This is a genomic window from Amycolatopsis rubida (genome assembly GCF_900115345.1).
Taxonomy (GTDB): Bacteria; Actinomycetota; Actinomycetes; order Mycobacteriales; family Pseudonocardiaceae; genus Amycolatopsis; species Amycolatopsis rubida.
In genome coordinates, this window is sequence record NZ_FOWC01000001.1 from 247,378 (window position 1) to 262,182 (window position 14,805).

16 protein-coding genes are annotated in these 14,805 nt (G+C 69.2%); 1 reads left to right on the forward strand and 15 read right to left on the reverse strand.

What is annotated here, in order from left to right; genetic code table 11:
• Positions 1–76: 76 nt before the first annotated feature.
• The 6 genes from ccsB to hemL all read right to left on the reverse strand — a co-directional run bounded on the left by ccsB (position 77) and on the right by hemL (position 6,215).
• On the reverse strand, positions 77–1,069 hold the full coding sequence (gene ccsB, locus BM362_RS01225; RefSeq protein WP_093571928.1) for a c-type cytochrome biogenesis protein CcsB: 993 nt from the start codon (positions 1,067–1,069) through the stop codon (positions 77–79).
• A gap of 3 nt (positions 1,070–1,072) precedes the next feature.
• Positions 1,073–2,680, reverse strand: coding sequence for a cytochrome c biogenesis protein ResB (gene resB / locus BM362_RS01230; RefSeq protein WP_093571929.1), 1,608 nt, complete (start codon positions 2,678–2,680; stop codon positions 1,073–1,075).
• A complete protein-coding gene (locus tag BM362_RS01235) occupies positions 2,677–3,450 on the reverse strand; it encodes a cytochrome c biogenesis CcdA family protein (RefSeq protein ID WP_067590104.1) in 774 nt (257 codons plus the stop codon). The genes resB and BM362_RS01235 overlap by 4 nt, the downstream gene beginning before the upstream one ends.
• A 259-nt stretch (positions 3,451–3,709) precedes the next feature.
• Complete coding sequence (locus tag BM362_RS01240) at positions 3,710–4,291, reverse strand: TlpA family protein disulfide reductase (RefSeq protein ID WP_067590101.1); 582 nt, start codon at positions 4,289–4,291, stop codon at positions 3,710–3,712.
• Complete coding sequence (locus BM362_RS01245) at positions 4,288–4,914, reverse strand: histidine phosphatase family protein (RefSeq protein WP_067590098.1); 627 nt, start codon at positions 4,912–4,914, stop codon at positions 4,288–4,290. The genes BM362_RS01240 and BM362_RS01245 overlap by 4 nt, the downstream gene beginning before the upstream one ends.
• Positions 4,911–6,215, reverse strand: coding sequence for a glutamate-1-semialdehyde 2,1-aminomutase (gene hemL, locus BM362_RS01250; protein ID WP_093571930.1), 1,305 nt, complete (start codon positions 6,213–6,215; stop codon positions 4,911–4,913). Before hemL ends, BM362_RS01245 begins: the two co-directional genes overlap by 4 nt.
• A gap of 185 nt (positions 6,216–6,400) precedes the next feature.
• On the opposite strand from hemL, the gene BM362_RS01255 reads away from it, so the two are divergent.
• A complete protein-coding gene (locus BM362_RS01255) occupies positions 6,401–6,886 on the forward strand; it encodes a TspO/MBR family protein (protein WP_093571931.1) in 486 nt (161 codons plus the stop codon).
• On the opposite strand, the gene BM362_RS01260 is transcribed toward BM362_RS01255, so the two are convergent.
• The 9 genes from BM362_RS01260 to BM362_RS01300 all read right to left on the reverse strand — a co-directional run bounded on the left by BM362_RS01260 (position 6,883) and on the right by BM362_RS01300 (position 14,730).
• Entirely contained in the window at positions 6,883–7,434 is a 552-nt protein-coding gene (locus tag BM362_RS01260) for a DUF5666 domain-containing protein (protein ID WP_067590092.1), read from the reverse strand. The genes BM362_RS01255 and BM362_RS01260 overlap by 4 nt on opposite strands.
• Before the next feature lie 7 nt (positions 7,435–7,441).
• A complete protein-coding gene (locus tag BM362_RS01265; protein ID WP_093571932.1) occupies positions 7,442–8,644 on the reverse strand; it encodes an ABC transporter permease in 1,203 nt (400 codons plus the stop codon).
• Positions 8,641–9,339, reverse strand: coding sequence for an ABC transporter ATP-binding protein (locus BM362_RS01270; RefSeq protein WP_093571933.1), 699 nt, complete (start codon positions 9,337–9,339; stop codon positions 8,641–8,643). The genes BM362_RS01265 and BM362_RS01270 overlap by 4 nt, the downstream gene beginning before the upstream one ends.
• Positions 9,336–10,577, reverse strand: coding sequence for an efflux RND transporter periplasmic adaptor subunit (locus BM362_RS01275; RefSeq protein ID WP_093571934.1), 1,242 nt, complete (start codon positions 10,575–10,577; stop codon positions 9,336–9,338). Before BM362_RS01275 ends, BM362_RS01270 begins: the two co-directional genes overlap by 4 nt.
• 64 nt (positions 10,578–10,641) lie before the next feature.
• The gene (locus tag BM362_RS01280; RefSeq protein WP_067590316.1) at positions 10,642–10,980 is read right to left on the reverse strand and encodes a hypothetical protein; all 339 of its coding nucleotides are present in this window, start codon (positions 10,978–10,980) and stop codon (positions 10,642–10,644) included.
• A gap of 49 nt (positions 10,981–11,029) precedes the next feature.
• The gene (locus BM362_RS01285) at positions 11,030–11,515 is read right to left on the reverse strand and encodes a hypothetical protein (protein WP_093571935.1); all 486 of its coding nucleotides are present in this window, start codon (positions 11,513–11,515) and stop codon (positions 11,030–11,032) included.
• Positions 11,515–12,087 carry a hypothetical protein gene (locus tag BM362_RS01290; protein WP_093571936.1) on the reverse strand — a complete coding sequence of 191 codons (573 nt, stop codon included), beginning with the start codon at positions 12,085–12,087 and terminating at the stop codon, positions 11,515–11,517. Before BM362_RS01290 ends, BM362_RS01285 begins: the two co-directional genes overlap by 1 nt.
• A 20-nt stretch (positions 12,088–12,107) precedes the next feature.
• Positions 12,108–13,079, reverse strand: coding sequence for a porphobilinogen synthase (hemB, locus tag BM362_RS01295; RefSeq protein WP_093572688.1), 972 nt, complete (start codon positions 13,077–13,079; stop codon positions 12,108–12,110).
• A gap of 118 nt (positions 13,080–13,197) precedes the next feature.
• A complete protein-coding gene (locus tag BM362_RS01300; RefSeq protein WP_093571937.1) occupies positions 13,198–14,730 on the reverse strand; it encodes a bifunctional uroporphyrinogen-III C-methyltransferase/uroporphyrinogen-III synthase in 1,533 nt (510 codons plus the stop codon).
• Positions 14,731–14,805 lie beyond the last annotated feature (75 nt).

Here is a 14,805-nt window from a genome sequence, read left to right on the forward strand (position 1 = left end):
CTCCCGGGTACGTCGAAGGGCCCCTGGCGACGACGGTAGTCGCCCGAGGCCCGGTCCGGGCGGTGGACCCCCCGGCTCAGCTCACTCCGGCATAGGAATGCAGTCCGGCGGTAACCAGGTTGACGAAGAACAAGTTGAAGATCGTCACCGAGAATCCGACGATGTTGATCACCGCGGCACGGGTGCCGCGCCAGCCCGCGGTGGCGCGGGAGTGCAGGTATGCCGCGTAAACGACCCACGCGATGAACGCGACGGTCTCCTTCGGGTCCCAGCCCCAGAACCGGCCCCACGCGGCCTCGGCCCACACCGCGCCGCACAGCACGCCGAAAGTGAAGATCGGGAACGCCACGATGGTGGCCCGGTAGGCGATCCGGTCGAGCACGTCGGCGGCGGGCAGCTTCGGGCCGAAACCGGCGAACTTGGCCGGGTTGCGGTCGTGCGCGGTGCGGAAGAGGTACAGCACGCTCGCCACGCCGGGCACCAGGAAAACGCCGGAGCCGATGATCGCGGCGGACACGTGGATCACGAGCCAGTACGACTGCAGCGCGGGCACGACCGGCGCGGCCACGGTGTACAGCATCGTGCCGTTGATGAACATCAGGATCACGACGGGCAGCAGCAGGAAGCCGGTGAGGTGGCGGACCGGGAACTTCTTGATCACCACGAGCCAGGCGACGACGGTGATGAAGGTGACCGCCATGCCGTACTCGTACATGTTGCCCCACGGCGCGCGGTGCACCGCGAGTCCGCGCAGCACGATCGCCGACAGCTGCAGCAGCGCGCCGAGCACCAGCAGCGCCGCGCCCATCCGGCCGATCCGCTCGGCGCGGCCGATCGCGCGCGGGGCCTCGGGCTCGGCCGGGACGTCGCCGTCTTCGATCCCGGCGTCGCCGGAGTCCGGTCCGCCCGCGCCGACCAGCACACGCTGGCGGCTGCGCTCGGCGGCGAGCCGGCCCTTGGCTCCGAAAGCCTGCTCGAAGAGCGTGAACAGCAGCGCCAGCACGTAAATCGCCACTGTCGTCGTGTACAGCAGGTCGCTGTACTGCGAGAGAGTCTCGTTGATTTCCATGCCTCAGCTGCCCTTCCGGCCCGTGACCAGCCGTTCGCTGATCCGCTGGAATTCCTCGCCGTATCCGGCTTGATCCGTGCGCGCGAGCCCCGCGACTTCGATCACGGTACTCGCGCCATCGTCGCGGCCCGGCCGCACCCGCACCCACACGCGACGCCGCTTGACCAGCAACGACGCCCCGAGCCCGGCGAACATCACGATCGCGAAGCCGAGCACGTAGCCCTGCGTCGGATCATGCGAGATCTGCAGGTTGACCCAGTTGTTGACGCCGTCGAAGCGGACCTTGGTGCCGTCGTCGAGCGTCAGTTCCTGGCCGACCGCGAGGTTCTTGCGGGCGACCCGCTTGAGCCTGCCGTCCTGGACGCGGGACTGGTCGACCGAGAACACCGACTGGCCGCGGCCCGCGTCGAGGCCGAGGTCGCCGCGCAGCACGTCGACGGCGACCATCGGGTTGTTCAGCTGCGGGGCGGTCGAGGTGAGCACGCCGCCGTGGATGAACGAGGACGGCGCGAAGAGGCCGGTGATCGCGAGCTGCTTGGTGCGCCGCTGGACCTCGTCGGTGATGCCGGGCTGGTCGAACTTCGTCGCGCCCTCGGACAGCATCGTCGCCGGGTTGCTGAACATCCACTGGGTGTTCTGGGTGCGCTTCTCGCCGTTCGGGAAAGTCACCGTGAACTGCGGCGAATAACCGTTGCCCAGCAGGTAAACCCGGTCGCCGACGGTGCGCAGCGGCTCGTTGACCTCCAGGTCGTACGGCTTCCACGTGCCGGCCCGCAGGTCCTCGCCGGACTGGTACTCGATGTGCGAGTGGTAGTAGTCAGCCTGGTTCGTGGCGGTGTAGCGGGCGGTGAAGTCGTTGACCTTCACGCAGAACGGGTCGAGGTCGGTGCCGTCGACGCGCAGGCCCGCTTCGAACGAGTCGTAGTTGTAGATGCCCGAGTTGCAGAACTGGCCGCCATTGGCCTGCACGATGACCTGGCCCTCGTAGCTGTAGAGCTTGCCGAGGGCGAAGAAGATGATCAGGCCGAGCATGCCGAAGTGGAAGAGCAGGTTGCCGGTCTCGCGCAGGTAGCCACGTTCGGCCGAGACGCTGAACCCGCCGCCGTCCTCCTCGCGCTCGACGCGCCGCCAGCCGGACAGCTGCTTGCGCACGTCCTCGCGGATCGTCTCCGGCGTGCGCGCGGTGCGGGCGATCCGGTGGTGCGGCATGCGCGCGAGATTGCGCGGCGTCAGCACCGGCTTCGCCCGCATTTGCTTGAAATACTCGAAGCTGCGCGGCGTGAGACAGCCGATCAGCGAGATCATCAGCAGGATGTAGATCGCGGAGAACCAGACGCTGGAGTAGACGTCGTAGAACTCCAGCTTGTCGAGCAGCGAACCCCACCAGCCGTGCGCGCTGATGTACTCGTCGACCTTCGGCGCGTTCAGCCGCCGCTGCGGCAGCAACGCGCCGGGAAGCGCGGCGAGCGCCAGCAGGAACAGCAGCACCAGCGCGGTGCGCATGGACGTCAGGCCGCGCCAGGTGTTGCGCAGGAAAGCCAGGACCTGCTTGGCCGCGGACGGCCGGTAGGACGGGTTCGGGTTCTTCGGGGGCGCTTCGGTAGTGGTCACAACGGCAGCTCGAGATCGGAGGCGACGGAGTTGCGGAGCCAGCCCATGACGTCTCCCCACAGCCCGGTGACCAGCAGAATGCCCACCACCATCAGCAGCGCCCCGCCGAAAATCTGCACGCGGCGGCCGTTGCGGCGAAGCCAGTCGGTGGCCCGCACGGCCCAGCGGGCGCCGAGCGCGATCAGCAGGAACGGGACGCCGAGGCCGAGACAGTAAACAAGCACCAGCACGTACCCGCGAACCGCGGCCCCGCCGGTCGCGCTGGCGAGACTGGTGACGGCCGAGAGCGTCGGCCCGATGCACGGCGTCCAGCCGAGCCCGAACACCGCCCCGAGCACCGGCGCGCCCCACAGCCCGCCGCCGGGCACGTGGTGCGAGCGGACCTCGCGCTGCAGTCCCGGGATCCAGCCGATGAAGACCAGCGCCATCAGGATGGTGAGGACGCCGCCGATGCGCTGCAGCAGTTCCTCGTTGACCAGCAAGGTGTTCGCGAGCCAGACCAGCGTGCCCATGGTCGCGACGAACACCACGGTGAACCCGAGCACGAACAGCCCCGCCGCACCGAGCACGGCGTAGCGGCCCTTCTTGCGCTCCTCGCCGTCGCGCACCGCCGGGGCGTCCGCACCGACGAGAGCCGCGAGGTAGGCGAGGTACCCGGGCACGAGCGGCACCACGCACGGCGACGCGAACGAGATGGCCCCGGCCACCAGCGCGACACCCGCGGCGAGCAGCAGCGGCCCGGAAAGCGCCAGCTCGGACACGGAGTTCACGCACTTGAGAGTAGGCAGTGAGCTGGACGTGAGGCGGGCGGGGCCCGCTCACAGGACCTACGCCACAGCGGGGCCGGGACCTTGGTCCTGGGTCGTGAGTGTTGGCACCGGTGAGAACCGGGGCTGGCACTCACGACGAGCCCGGGCCGGAACGTGCGCGCCTGCGCACTCGCCTGGCAAGGTCTCCCGCGCGGCAAGCGCGGTGGTCGGGTCTCGTGAGTGTTGATCGCGGTTCTCACCGCGATCAACACTCACGACGCTATTTCTCCGCGCTGAGCCGCTGCACCACCGGAACCAGGTCCGAAGCCAGCACCTGCCGCAGGAACACCGCCGCCACCCGGTGCTGTTTGTCCAGCACCAGGGTCGACGGGATGATGTTGCGCGGGTACCCGGACAGCTGAAGCAGCACGCGTCCGGACGGGTCCCAGATCGACGGGTACGTCAGGCCGCGGTCGCGGACGAAGTCCTGGGCCACGTCGCGGGCCGGGTCGCGGACGTCGAGGCCGATCACCTGGGCGCCGACCGGGGCGATCTGCTTGCTCGCGGTCTCCAGTTCGGGCGCTTCGGCGCGGCACGGGCCGCACCATTGGCCCCACAGGTTGATCACCAGCGCCTTGCCGGGGAAGTCCTCGATCGAGAGCTGTTTGCCCTCGTGCATCAGGTCGTCGCCGGCCAGCGTCGGGGCTTTCTGGCGTTCGTTCTCCGGGTAGCTGATGTCGACCTTGCCGCCAGGCGAGACGAAGGTGAAGGTGCCACCCGAGACGACCGCGTCCTTGCCGGTCGAGCAGCCCGTCACGACCAGCGCGGCGGCCATCAGGACCCCGAGCAGCCGCCGTTTCATGCGCCGGTCACCTTGGGGTCGGTGGTGCCCGCGGGCTCGCTGTAGACGATCTCCAGCAGCTCTTCGCCGTCGAACACCAGGCTGGTGAGCGACGCCAGCGAGCACTGCCGCTGCCGCGGGTCGTGCCACAGCCGCTTCGCTTCGAGGAACCGGCGAAGCGTCCAGATCGGCAGTTGGTGCGACACACACAGCGCTTCGCGCCCTTCGGCCTTTACGCGGGCACGGTGCACCGCGCCAAGCATCCGGTGTGCGATCTCGACGTACGGCTCGCCCCACGACGGCTTGAACGGGTTCACCAGGTGCGGCCACGCTTTCGGCTGCCGCAGCGCGCCGTCGCCCACGGCCACGCGCTGGCCTTCGAAGACGTTCGCCGCTTCGATGAGACCTTCGTCAGTGGCGATGTCGAGACGGTGCGCGCCCGCGATGGGTGCCGCGGTCTCCTGCGCGCGCTGAAGCGGCGAAGCGACGACATACGCGAGGTCGTGCCCAGACACTGCCTCGGCGACAGTGAGCGCCTGACGTTGCCCGCGCTCTGACAGCCGGAAGTTCGGCAGCCGCCCGTAGAGGATCTTCTCCGGGTTGTGGACTTCACCGTGCCGCAGCATGTGGACGACGGTGGTCATGGGCGAACCGCCTCAGCCGCCGCGCGCGCCGCCGTGGGCAACGCGGCCTCGATGACGGCGAATGCTTCGTCGTCCATCGCGGCGTTCACGAACCACGCCTCGTACGCGCTCGGCGGCGGGTACACGCCCGCTTCGAGCAGCGCGTGGAAGAACGCCGGGAAGCGCCACGTCTCGGTGGCCTGCGCGTCCGCGTAGTTGCGTACGGGCTTGTCGGTGAAGAAGACGCTCACCAGGTTGCCCGCGAACTGCACCGTGTGCGTGACCCCCGCTTCGCTGAGCGCCTTGTCGAAAAGCCCGCCGAGACGCTTCGCGTTGGCGTCGAGCTTCGCGTACACAGCGTCGTCGGCTTCGCGCAGCGCGGTAAGACCGGCGGCGACCGCCACCGGGTTCCCGGACAGCGTGCCCGCCTGATAGACGGGACCGCCGGGAGCGAGCTTCGCCATGATGTCCGCGCGGCCGCCGAACGCCGCGGCAGGCAGCCCGCCGGACATCACCTTGCCGAACGTGTACAGGTCACCGGCCACACCTTCGAGGCCGAACCAGCCCGCACGCGAAACGCGGAAGCCGGTCATCACCTCGTCCATGATCAGCAGCGCGCCGTTTTCGTGCGCGAGGTCACGCAGCGCGGCGTTGAAGCCGGCGTCCGGCGGCACCGCGCCCATGTTGCCCGCGGCCGCCTCGGTGATCACTGCGGCGATCTGGCTCTCATTCTCCGCAAAGGATTTCCGCAGTGCGTCAAGATCGTTGTACGGCAAGACAATCGTGTCCGCGGCCTGCGCGCCGGTGACGCCCGGCGAAGTCGGCAGGCCGAGTGTCGCTACGCCGGAACCCGCTTCGGCGAGCAGCGCGTCAACGTGCCCGTGGTAGCAGCCGGCGAACTTGATGATCTTGGCGCGGCCGGTGAAACCGCGAGCCAGCCGGATGGCGCTCATCGTGGCTTCGGTGCCGGAGTTGACCAGCCGGACCTGCTCGACCGGACCGACCCGGCCGATGATCTCCTCGGCGAGTTCGACCTCGCCGATCGTCGGCGTGCCGAAGGAAAGCCCGTGCTCCGCGGCCGCGCGGGCGGCGGCCACCACCTTCGGGTGCGCGTGCCCGAGGATCATCGGGCCCCACGAGGAGACGAGGTCGACGTAGCGGTTGCCGTCTGCGTCCCACAGATACGGGCCCTCGCCCCGGACCATGAACCGCGGCGTGCCGCCGACCGAGTTGAAGGCGCGCACCGGCGAGTTCACCCCGCCCGGAACGGCCGCCTTGGCGCGTGCGAACCATGCTTTGGACTGCTCGGTGCCAGTGCTCACCGCTCCAGTCTTGCAAATCCTCCGTTCGGGTGTCGGTGGCGCCCAAGCTGCCACCCGACTGCCATCCGGCATTTCGGCCGGACCGCTCCTGACTTCACCCTCCTCCCCGCCGCCGCCCTCATGCGAGTAGCCGCGCTACGCAGTAACATTCCCAAGCGCATGGACGGGCGAGCCATGGAGGAGACGTGACGGCGCCCACACACCGCCGGAACCCGTGGCTGATGCTCGCGGTGTTCTTCGGGCTGGTCGGCGTCATCGCACTGGTCGGCGCGCTGGCCGCGACGACCGCGCCGGACGCCTACAACCGGTACGTGCTGCCGGAGTGGGCCCTGCCCTCGTCCCTGTTCAGTCCGGTGTGGACGGTTCTGTACATCGTGCTCGCCGTCGCGGGCTGGACTTATTGGCGCACCGACGGCGAGAACCAGGGCTTCGCCGCGTACGGCATCGGCCTGTTGTTCAACCTGATGTGGATCTCGCTGTTCTTCGCGGGCGGCTCCACACAGGTCGCGTGCGTGGACATCGTGCTGCTCGATTTCACCGTGATCGTGACGATCGCATTGTTCTACCGCCGGTCCCGCACCGCCGCGCTGCTGCTCGTGCCGTATCTGGCGTGGCTGCTCTACACGACGGCGCTGAACGTCGCGATCATCGCGCTCAACGACGTTCCCTAACGCCCCGGTTGCGCCACGATCGCCTGCGCGGTCACCGAGCCGTCCGCTCCGGTGCGGCCCTGGACGGTCACCGGCTGTCCCGGTTTGAGGTCGCTGAGCTTGCCCGGCTGAGTCACGCCGACCGTCGTGCTGTCCGAAGTGGACACTGTGACTTCGCTGCCCTGCATGGTCTTCACCGTGATCGTGCTCCCATCGACCTTCTCCACGGTGCCGACCGTCCCGCGACCGCCTGCCGCACGTCCGCCGGAGCCGCCCTGCTGCCCAGCACCGGGGCCGGAACCAGTACCGGCGAAGGCCGTTCGGGCCCCGCCGGAAGAGCCGCTCGACGGACCGAACGCCGCGTGCGTCCACGCGCCGCCGGCGAACGCCAGCGCCAGCACGAGCAGCCCGGCGAGCACGAGCGTCGGCTTGCCGAACGGCCGCGCGACCTGCTTCAGCTCGGCGGTGAGATCGCCCTGGACGGCAGGCTCGGCAATGAGGTCTTCCGGACGCGGCGCGGCGGGTTCCTCCGGCGGGGTCGGAATGGGCTGGGTGGTCGACGCGGACATGACGCTCCTACTCGTGCCGGAGGGCGTCGATCGGCCGCAGCCGCGAAGCCCGGTTCGCCGGGAAACTGCCGAAGAAAAGCCCGATCAGCGCGGACACCGCGAACGCGAGCGCGATCGACGAAGGCACCACCACCGGCTGGATGCCCGCGATGCTGAACCGGCTGCCGACCACGCCGATCAGCACGCCGAGCAACCCGCCGAACAGGCTCAACATGGTCGCCTCGGCGAGGAACTGGCCGAGGATCGCCGAGCGCGGCGCGCCGATCGCCTTGCGGATGCCGATCTCGCGGATCCGCTCGGTGACCGTGACGAGCATGATGTTCGTAACCCCGATCCCGCCGACCAGCAGTGAGATCGCCGCGACCGCGCCGAGCAGCACGGTGAACGTGTCGATCGCCGACGTGCGGGTCTGCAGCAGCTGCGCGGAGTTCTGGATCTGGAAGTCCGGAGTGGCCGAGGCTTGAATGCCGTGCCGGGCGTCGAGGATCGCGGTGACCTCGGCTTGCGCGAGCCCGATCGCATCGGCGGTGGTCGCCTGCACGGCGATCTGGTTCAGGCCGCCGTAGCCGGCAAGCGAGTTCTGCACCGCGCTGATCGGGGCGATCGCGACGTCGTCGGCGTTCTGCAGCCCGGTGCTGCCCTTCGTCTGCAGCACGCCGATCACGGTGAACTGGATGCTGTTGACCAGTACGTTCTTGCCGACCGGTTCGCCTGCACCGAAGATCGACTGCGCGGTCGTCGGCCCGAGCACGACGACCTTGCGCGCTTGCGTCACGTCCTCGGCGCTGAACAGCTGACCGTCGGCGATCTGGCGATTCGTGGTGGTGAAGTAGCTGGGTTCGGTGCCGACGACGCTCGACACGTCGTAGGAGGTCTGCCCGTACGTCGCGGTCGCGCTGGTGTTCACCACCGGAGCCGCCGCCTTGACGTCCGGCGCGCCCACCGGATCGACCAGCGCGTGCGCGTCCTGCACGGTGAGCGGACGCACCTGGCTGGTCTGCCCGCCGCCGCGGACCGGCGTCACGTTGACCACGTCGGTGCCGAGCCCCTGGATGCTCGCGGTAATCGCCGCCGACGCGCCGTTTCCCACTGCCACCAACAAGATCACCGACGCGACGCCGATGGTGATGCCGAGCGTGGTGAGCACCGAACGCAGTTTGTTCGAGGCGAGTCCGCGCACCGCGAACCGCATGATCTCGACGAAGTTCACGCGACCACCCCGGTGCGCACCTCGTCCGACACGATCCGCCCGTCGCTGACCCGCACGACGCGGTGCGCGTGCCGGGCGACCTCGTCCTCGTGCGTGATCACAACGACCGTGCGGCCGAGCGCGTTGAGCCGGTCGAAGACGCCGAGGACGTCGACAGTGCTTGCGTGGTCGAGGTTTCCCGTCGGTTCGTCGGCGAGCAGCAGCGCCGGTCCGCCGACCAGCGCCCGTGCCACCGCGACGCGCTGCTGCTGTCCGCCGGACAGTTCATTCGGCAGATGCTTGGCCCGATCGGTCAGCCCGACCATCTCCAGCGCGGCGAGCGCGCGGCACCGCCGCTCCCCTCGCTTGAGTCCACTGTAGACCATCGGCAATTCCACATTGGACAGCGCACTGGTACGCGGCACGAGATTGAAGGACTGGAAGATGAAGCCGATCTTTCGGTTGCGCAGCAGGGCAAGCTGACGTTCGTTGAGATCGGCGACGGAGAATCCGTCCAGCAGGTACCGGCCCGAGGTAGGCGTGTCGAGACAGCCGAGCATGTTCAGCAGCGTCGACTTCCCGGATCCGGACGCGCCCATGATCGCGACGTACTCGCCCGGCCACACCCGCAGATCGACCCCGCGCAGCGCGTGCACCGCGGTTTCCCCGCTGCCGTAGGTCTTGCGCAGTCCGGAGACCGCGATCACCGGCTTCATCCCCGGCCCCCGCCGCCGACGCCGCCCTGGCGTCCGCCGCCGAATCCGCCCTGCTGACCACCGCCGAACCCGCCGAGACCGCCCCGTTGCTGGCCGTTGGACCCACTCGAGGTCGTCGGCGACGCAGCCGTGAGCACCACGCTGTCGCCTTCGTTGAGCCCGGACTTGATCTCCACAGTGGACTCTCCGCGCACGCCGACCTCGACCTGCCGCGAAACCGGCTGCCCGTTCTGCTCCACCGTGACCACGTTCGTCGTCCCGCTGGTCCGCACCGCCGCGGCCGGAACGCTCAGTACGCCATCGGCTTCCGCGACCGTGATCACGACGCTCGCCGACTGTCCGGGCCGCAGCCCCGACGGCGGGTTCGACAACGCCAGCTTCGCGCCGTAACTGACGACGTTGCTGCTCGTGGTCGGGGTGAGGTCAATGCTGGAAACGGTCGCCTGCAATGGTTGATCCGGCGTCGCGTTCAGCGTGACCGTGGCTTTCTGACCGGTTTTCACCTTGCTCACGTCAATTTCCGCCACCGAAGTATTGACGACAAGAGTGCCCATATCGGTAATATCGATAAAACCAGTGCTGCTACTGCTGCTTGAGGACGACTGTTGCCCGGATTGTCCACCGGAGCCGGAACTCGACGTGGACGCACTTGCGGAACTGCTGCTGGAATTGGACCCGCTGCCCGCTTGCTGCCCGACCGTCCCGTTGATCGCGGTAACCGTTCCCGCGCCCGGCGCGGTCAATGTCGTGGCGGCGAGTGCTGATTCCGCGTTGTCCACGTCCAGCTGCGCTTGATCCACTTTGGCCTGCAACGAGGTGGTGCTGCTCTGCGCCTGGGCCGAGGTCTGGTTCGCGGGCGGGTTGTCCTCCGCCGTCGTCAGGTTGTCCTCGGCGACCGCGAGATTGGCCTTGGCGACCTGAAGTTGTTTGCTTGCCTGGGAAGAGTCGATGGTGGCGAGCTTCTGCCCGGCGCTCACGACGTCGCCGACCTGCACGTCGATGCTGGTGACCTTGCCGGATGTCGTGAAATTCGCGGCCCCGGTGTAGGTGCTCGCGATCGTGCCCGCCGCCGCAACGGTCTGGGCGACATTCGCGCGCCGGACCGGCGTCGTCCGGGTTTGCGCCTGCGCGGTCGAACCAGCAGGCGAAAAGGCTTGGTAAATCCCGAAAGCCGCGCCGCCGAGCAGCACGACAAGGACTCCGTTGACCACCCAGGTTCGTGTGCGCAGCCGCGTCATGGCCGCAAGATTGCGGGGCTTGCTTAGCAGTCAGCTGTTGGTTCCCTGTGGGGCAGCTGTGTAATCAGTCCTTCTTCTTTTTGTGCCGCGCCCGCACCGCGAGCAGCAATTGCCGGACCGCGTCCACCACTAATACCGCGGACAGCGTGCCGAGCCCGAGCGCCCCGGCGATATGTCCGCCGAAGTACCGTTCGGAGGCCAATTTCGTGCCGTCGCCCGCCGTGGTGACGACCGTGCCGACCCCGGCGTGCCACAGCGCGAACGCCGCCCACAGCACCAATCCGGCCACCACGACCTCGCCGAGCGCGACGAACGCGCGCCACGGCTGGTTGAGCTTCGTCCGCGGCTGCGTTTCCTCCGGCGGCCAAAGCCCGGCTCCGGTCGGCTGGGGTAGGTCGATCACGGGATCCAGCCTTTCAGGTTCGCCGTCGTCGCGCGTCCCTCGTGCGGGTTCAGTTCCGGGAGTCATCGGCTTGTTCCTCGGTGTTCTCGTCCTCCGGATGGTTCTTCGCGGCCAGCTCCGCGAGCGCGGTCTTCAGCGCTTCGACGTCGCGGGCCCAGGCGAGCACCACCGTGCCGTCGTCCAGCTCGACCGGCAACTCGTCGTACTTCCGCGGCACCGACCAGCCGCCGCCGAGCACGCGCGTCCCGACCGGCGCACCGACGTCGGTCACCGAGGCGATCCGCTCCGCGGCCACCGTCTCGCGTCCTTGCCGCACCTGCTCGGTGGTGACCTCAAGCGAAAGGAACCGGCGCCGCGCGTACACCCACGGCAGCGTCAGCCCGCACAGCGCGGCACCGATCAGCACCCAGCCGACGACGTGCGTCGGTCCGCCGGTGGCCAGTTCGGCGAGCGCGCCCAGCAGTGCGAACAGCGGGCCCCAGATCAGCGCCGACCAGCCGACGCCAGGCTCGGAGTACAGCGTCCTGGCCGCCATTACAGCTTCTTGCCGACCTTCGGGAAGTAGTCCGCGACCTTCGGCAGGTACAGCAGGATCAGCATGACGACCAGCGCCAGCGACGACGCGAGCGCGAAGATGCTGCGGATCACCCCGAGTTCGAACACGATGCCGAGCACCGCCAGCAGGGTCGCGATGCTGCGTGCCGAACGCGTGCCCTCGCGGGCCTTCCAGGCGAACAGCACGAGCAGCGCGCCGAAGCACAGCGAGCCGATCAGCATGGCCCACACCAGCGTGTTGGCGTTGGCCTGCACCTGAGCGACGTCGACCTTCTGGCCGCTCTGCCGCACCTGCTCGATCGCCCGGTCGACCAGCTGCTGCTTGAGCAAGACGGTGACGACCTGCCCGGCCACCACGATCACCGCGGCCACGATGGCGAGCACGAACGCGCCGTGCACCGGCGTCGGCGGCTTGGCCTTCGGCGCGGTCTGCCCCGGCAGCACCGGATCCGGCGCGCGCCCGCGTTTGCGGCGCTCGTCGTCGGTGAGCCCGGAAAGATCGTCCGAGGTCACGCTGGCTGGCTTCGGGGTGTTCTCGTCCTTCTCGGCCACCCGAAAGACCCTACCCGGGCTCAGTCCAGCCAGGCCGCGGCCTCGGCCGCCCAGTAGGTCAGGATCAGGTCCGCCCCCGCGCGGCGGATGGACGTGAGCACCTCAAGCACCGTGCGCTCGCGCTCGATCCAGCCGTTCGCCGCGGCCGCCTCGACCATCGCGTACTCGCCGGAGATGTTGTACGCCGCGACCGGAACCGGCGAAATGTCGGCCGCCGCCTTGATGATGTCCAAATAGGACAGTGCAGGCTTGACCATGACCATGTCCGCGCCCTCGGCCAAGTCGAGTTCGAGCTCGCGCATCGCCTCGCGCGCGTTGCCGAGGTCCTGCTGGTAGGTCTTGCGGTCGCCCTTGAGCTGGGAGTCGACGGCCTCGCGGAAGGGACCGTAGAACGCGCTGGCGTACTTGATCGAGTAGGCGAGAATGGCGGTCTCGCTGTGCCCGACCTCGTCGAGCGCCCGGCGGATCACGCCGACCTGCCCGTCCATCATCCCGCTCGGCCCGAGCACATGCGCTCCCGCTTCCGCCTGCGCGACACCCATGTCGGCGTACAACCGGAGCGTGGCGTCGTTGTCGACCACGCCGTCCGCGTCGAGCACGCCGCAGTGCCCGTGGTCGGTGAACTCGTCCAGGCAGGTGTCGGCCATCAGCACGGTGGAGTCGCCGAGTTCGCTGCGCAGATCCCGCAACGCGACGTTGAGGATGCCGTTCTCGTCGACCGCGCCGGACCCTTGCGCGTCCCGCTTCTCCGGAACGCCGAAGAGCATGAGCCCGCCGACCCCGGCGTTGACCGCCTCGACCGCGGCCTTGCGAAGAGTGTCGCGAGTGTGCTGAACGACGCCCGGCATGCTGGCGATCGGCCGCGGCGCGTCCAGACCCTCGGCCACGAACATCGGCAGAATCAGCTGCCGTGGCCGCACCGTGGTCTCACTGACCATCCTGCGCATTGCCGGAGTAGTACGAAGCCTGCGGGGTCGCTGCTCGGGGAACACACCTCCAAGGTACTCCGGAGCCTCGTGAGTGTTCACGCCGGTGAGCACCGGCGTCGCCACTCACGACCCCAGAAACGGCGAGGGCCCCCTCAAGCCTCAAGGGAGCCCTCGTCACACCTCAGCTGCGCCGAGTCCGCTTGGCCTTCCGCGGTGGAGGCAACGCCCCCTCCGCCCGAAGCCGAGCCGCGTGCTCGGCAAGAGCGTCCACCAGATGCGGCACATCAGCCTTCTCCGGCTGAACATCCACCCGCAGACCGAACTCCACCGCAGTCTCGGCGGTCTTCGGCCCGATGCACGCGACCAGCGTGCGAGTGTGCGGCTTCCCGGCAATCCCCACCAGGTTCCGCACCGTCGACGACGAGGTGAAACAGACCGCGTCAAAGCCGCCGGTCTTGATCATCTCGCGGGTCTCGGCTGGCGGCGGCGCGGCCCGCACGGTCCGGTAGGCCGTGACGTCGTCCACTTCCCAGCCGCGTTCGACCAGGCCGGCCGACAGGATCTCGGTGGCGATGTCGGCGCGCGGCAGCAGGACGCGGTTGACCGGGTCCAGCACGTCGTCGTACGGCGGGAACTCGGCCAGCAGGCCCTCGGACGACTGCTCGCCGGTCGGGACCAGCTCCGGAATGATGCCGAAGGAACGCACCTTCGCCGCGGTCGATTCGCCGACGCAGGCGATCTTCACGCCGGAGAACGCCCGCGCGTCCAGGCCGAACTCCTCGAACTTCTCCCACACCGCGCGCACCGCGTTGGTGGAGGTGAAGACGATCCACTGGTAGCGGCCGTCGACCAGGCCCTTGACCGACCGCTCCATCTGCGCCGGGCTGCGGGGCGGCTCGACCGAAATGGTCGGCACCTCGTGCGAGGTCGCGCCGTGGCCGCGCAGCCGCTCGGCCATCTCGCCCGCCTGCTCCTTGGTGCGCGGCACCAGGACCTTCCAGCCATACAGCGCCCGCGACTCCCACCAGGACAGCTTCGACCGCTGCCCGGCGGCCTGCCCGACGGTCACGACCAGCGGGCCGACCAGCTCGCCCGCGTCGTTCGCGACCGAGGCCAGCGTGGTGTCCAGCGTGCGCTGGGTGTTGATGGTGCCGTTCGCGGTGACCGCGACCGGGGTGGTCGGCGGCAGCCCCTTCTCGGTGAGCTGGCTCGCTGCCTCGGCCAGGTGCGCCGAGGTCGCGTGCAGCACGATCGGGCCCGCGACGGCGGCCAGCGCGCCCCAGTCGACCTCGCCGCGGACGTCCGCCTCGGTGTAGGTGCCGCCGAGCGCGACCCCCGCGTACGCCGGCACCGCGGTGCCCGGCGCGACGCCCGGGATGACGTCGAACACCGCCGAGGTGCGGGCGACGGCCTGGACCTCGGCCACGACGGCCGGGCTGGTCAGCGGGTCGCCGGAGACCAGCCGCAGCGCGAGCCTGCCTGCCTTGGCCTCGGCGGTCAGGTCCTTGGCGACGTCGGACGGTTCGCCGACGGCGGGACGGACCTCGGCGCCGGCGGCGGCGAAGGCGAGCACGCTGGCGGGCACGTCCGGGTCGGTCACCACGACCTCGGCCTTGGCCAGGAGTTCCTGGGCGCGGACGGTGAGCAGCCCGGCGTCCCCGGGGCCCGAGCCCACGAAGGCGACGCGCCCGGCGGTCTTGCGAGCAGGGGTCATCGTTGGTGTTCTTCTCCTCTTGGGCGGCCGGTGCTCCGGCCGCTGGTGTCGGGCAGGTCGTGCGGGTCGGTGACG

Coding starts and splice junctions, on each gene's coding strand:
- ccsB (WP_093571928.1), bottom strand. CDS start 1,069: ATGGAAATCAACGAGACTCTCTCGCAGTACAGCGACCTGCTGTACACG.
- BM362_RS01240 (WP_067590101.1), bottom strand. CDS start 4,291: ATGAAACGGCGGCTGCTCGGGGTCCTGATGGCCGCCGCGCTGGTCGTG.
- BM362_RS01245 (WP_067590098.1), bottom strand. CDS start 4,914: ATGACCACCGTCGTCCACATGCTGCGGCACGGTGAAGTCCACAACCCG.
- BM362_RS01260 (WP_067590092.1), bottom strand. CDS start 7,434: ATGTCCGCGTCGACCACCCAGCCCATTCCGACCCCGCCGGAGGAACCC.
- BM362_RS01270 (WP_093571933.1), bottom strand. CDS start 9,339: ATGAAGCCGGTGATCGCGGTCTCCGGACTGCGCAAGACCTACGGCAGC.
- BM362_RS01275 (WP_093571934.1), bottom strand. CDS start 10,577: ATGACGCGGCTGCGCACACGAACCTGGGTGGTCAACGGAGTCCTTGTC.
- BM362_RS01285 (WP_093571935.1), bottom strand. CDS start 11,515: ATGGCGGCCAGGACGCTGTACTCCGAGCCTGGCGTCGGCTGGTCGGCG.
- BM362_RS01300 (WP_093571937.1), bottom strand. CDS start 14,730: ATGACCCCTGCTCGCAAGACCGCCGGGCGCGTCGCCTTCGTGGGCTCG.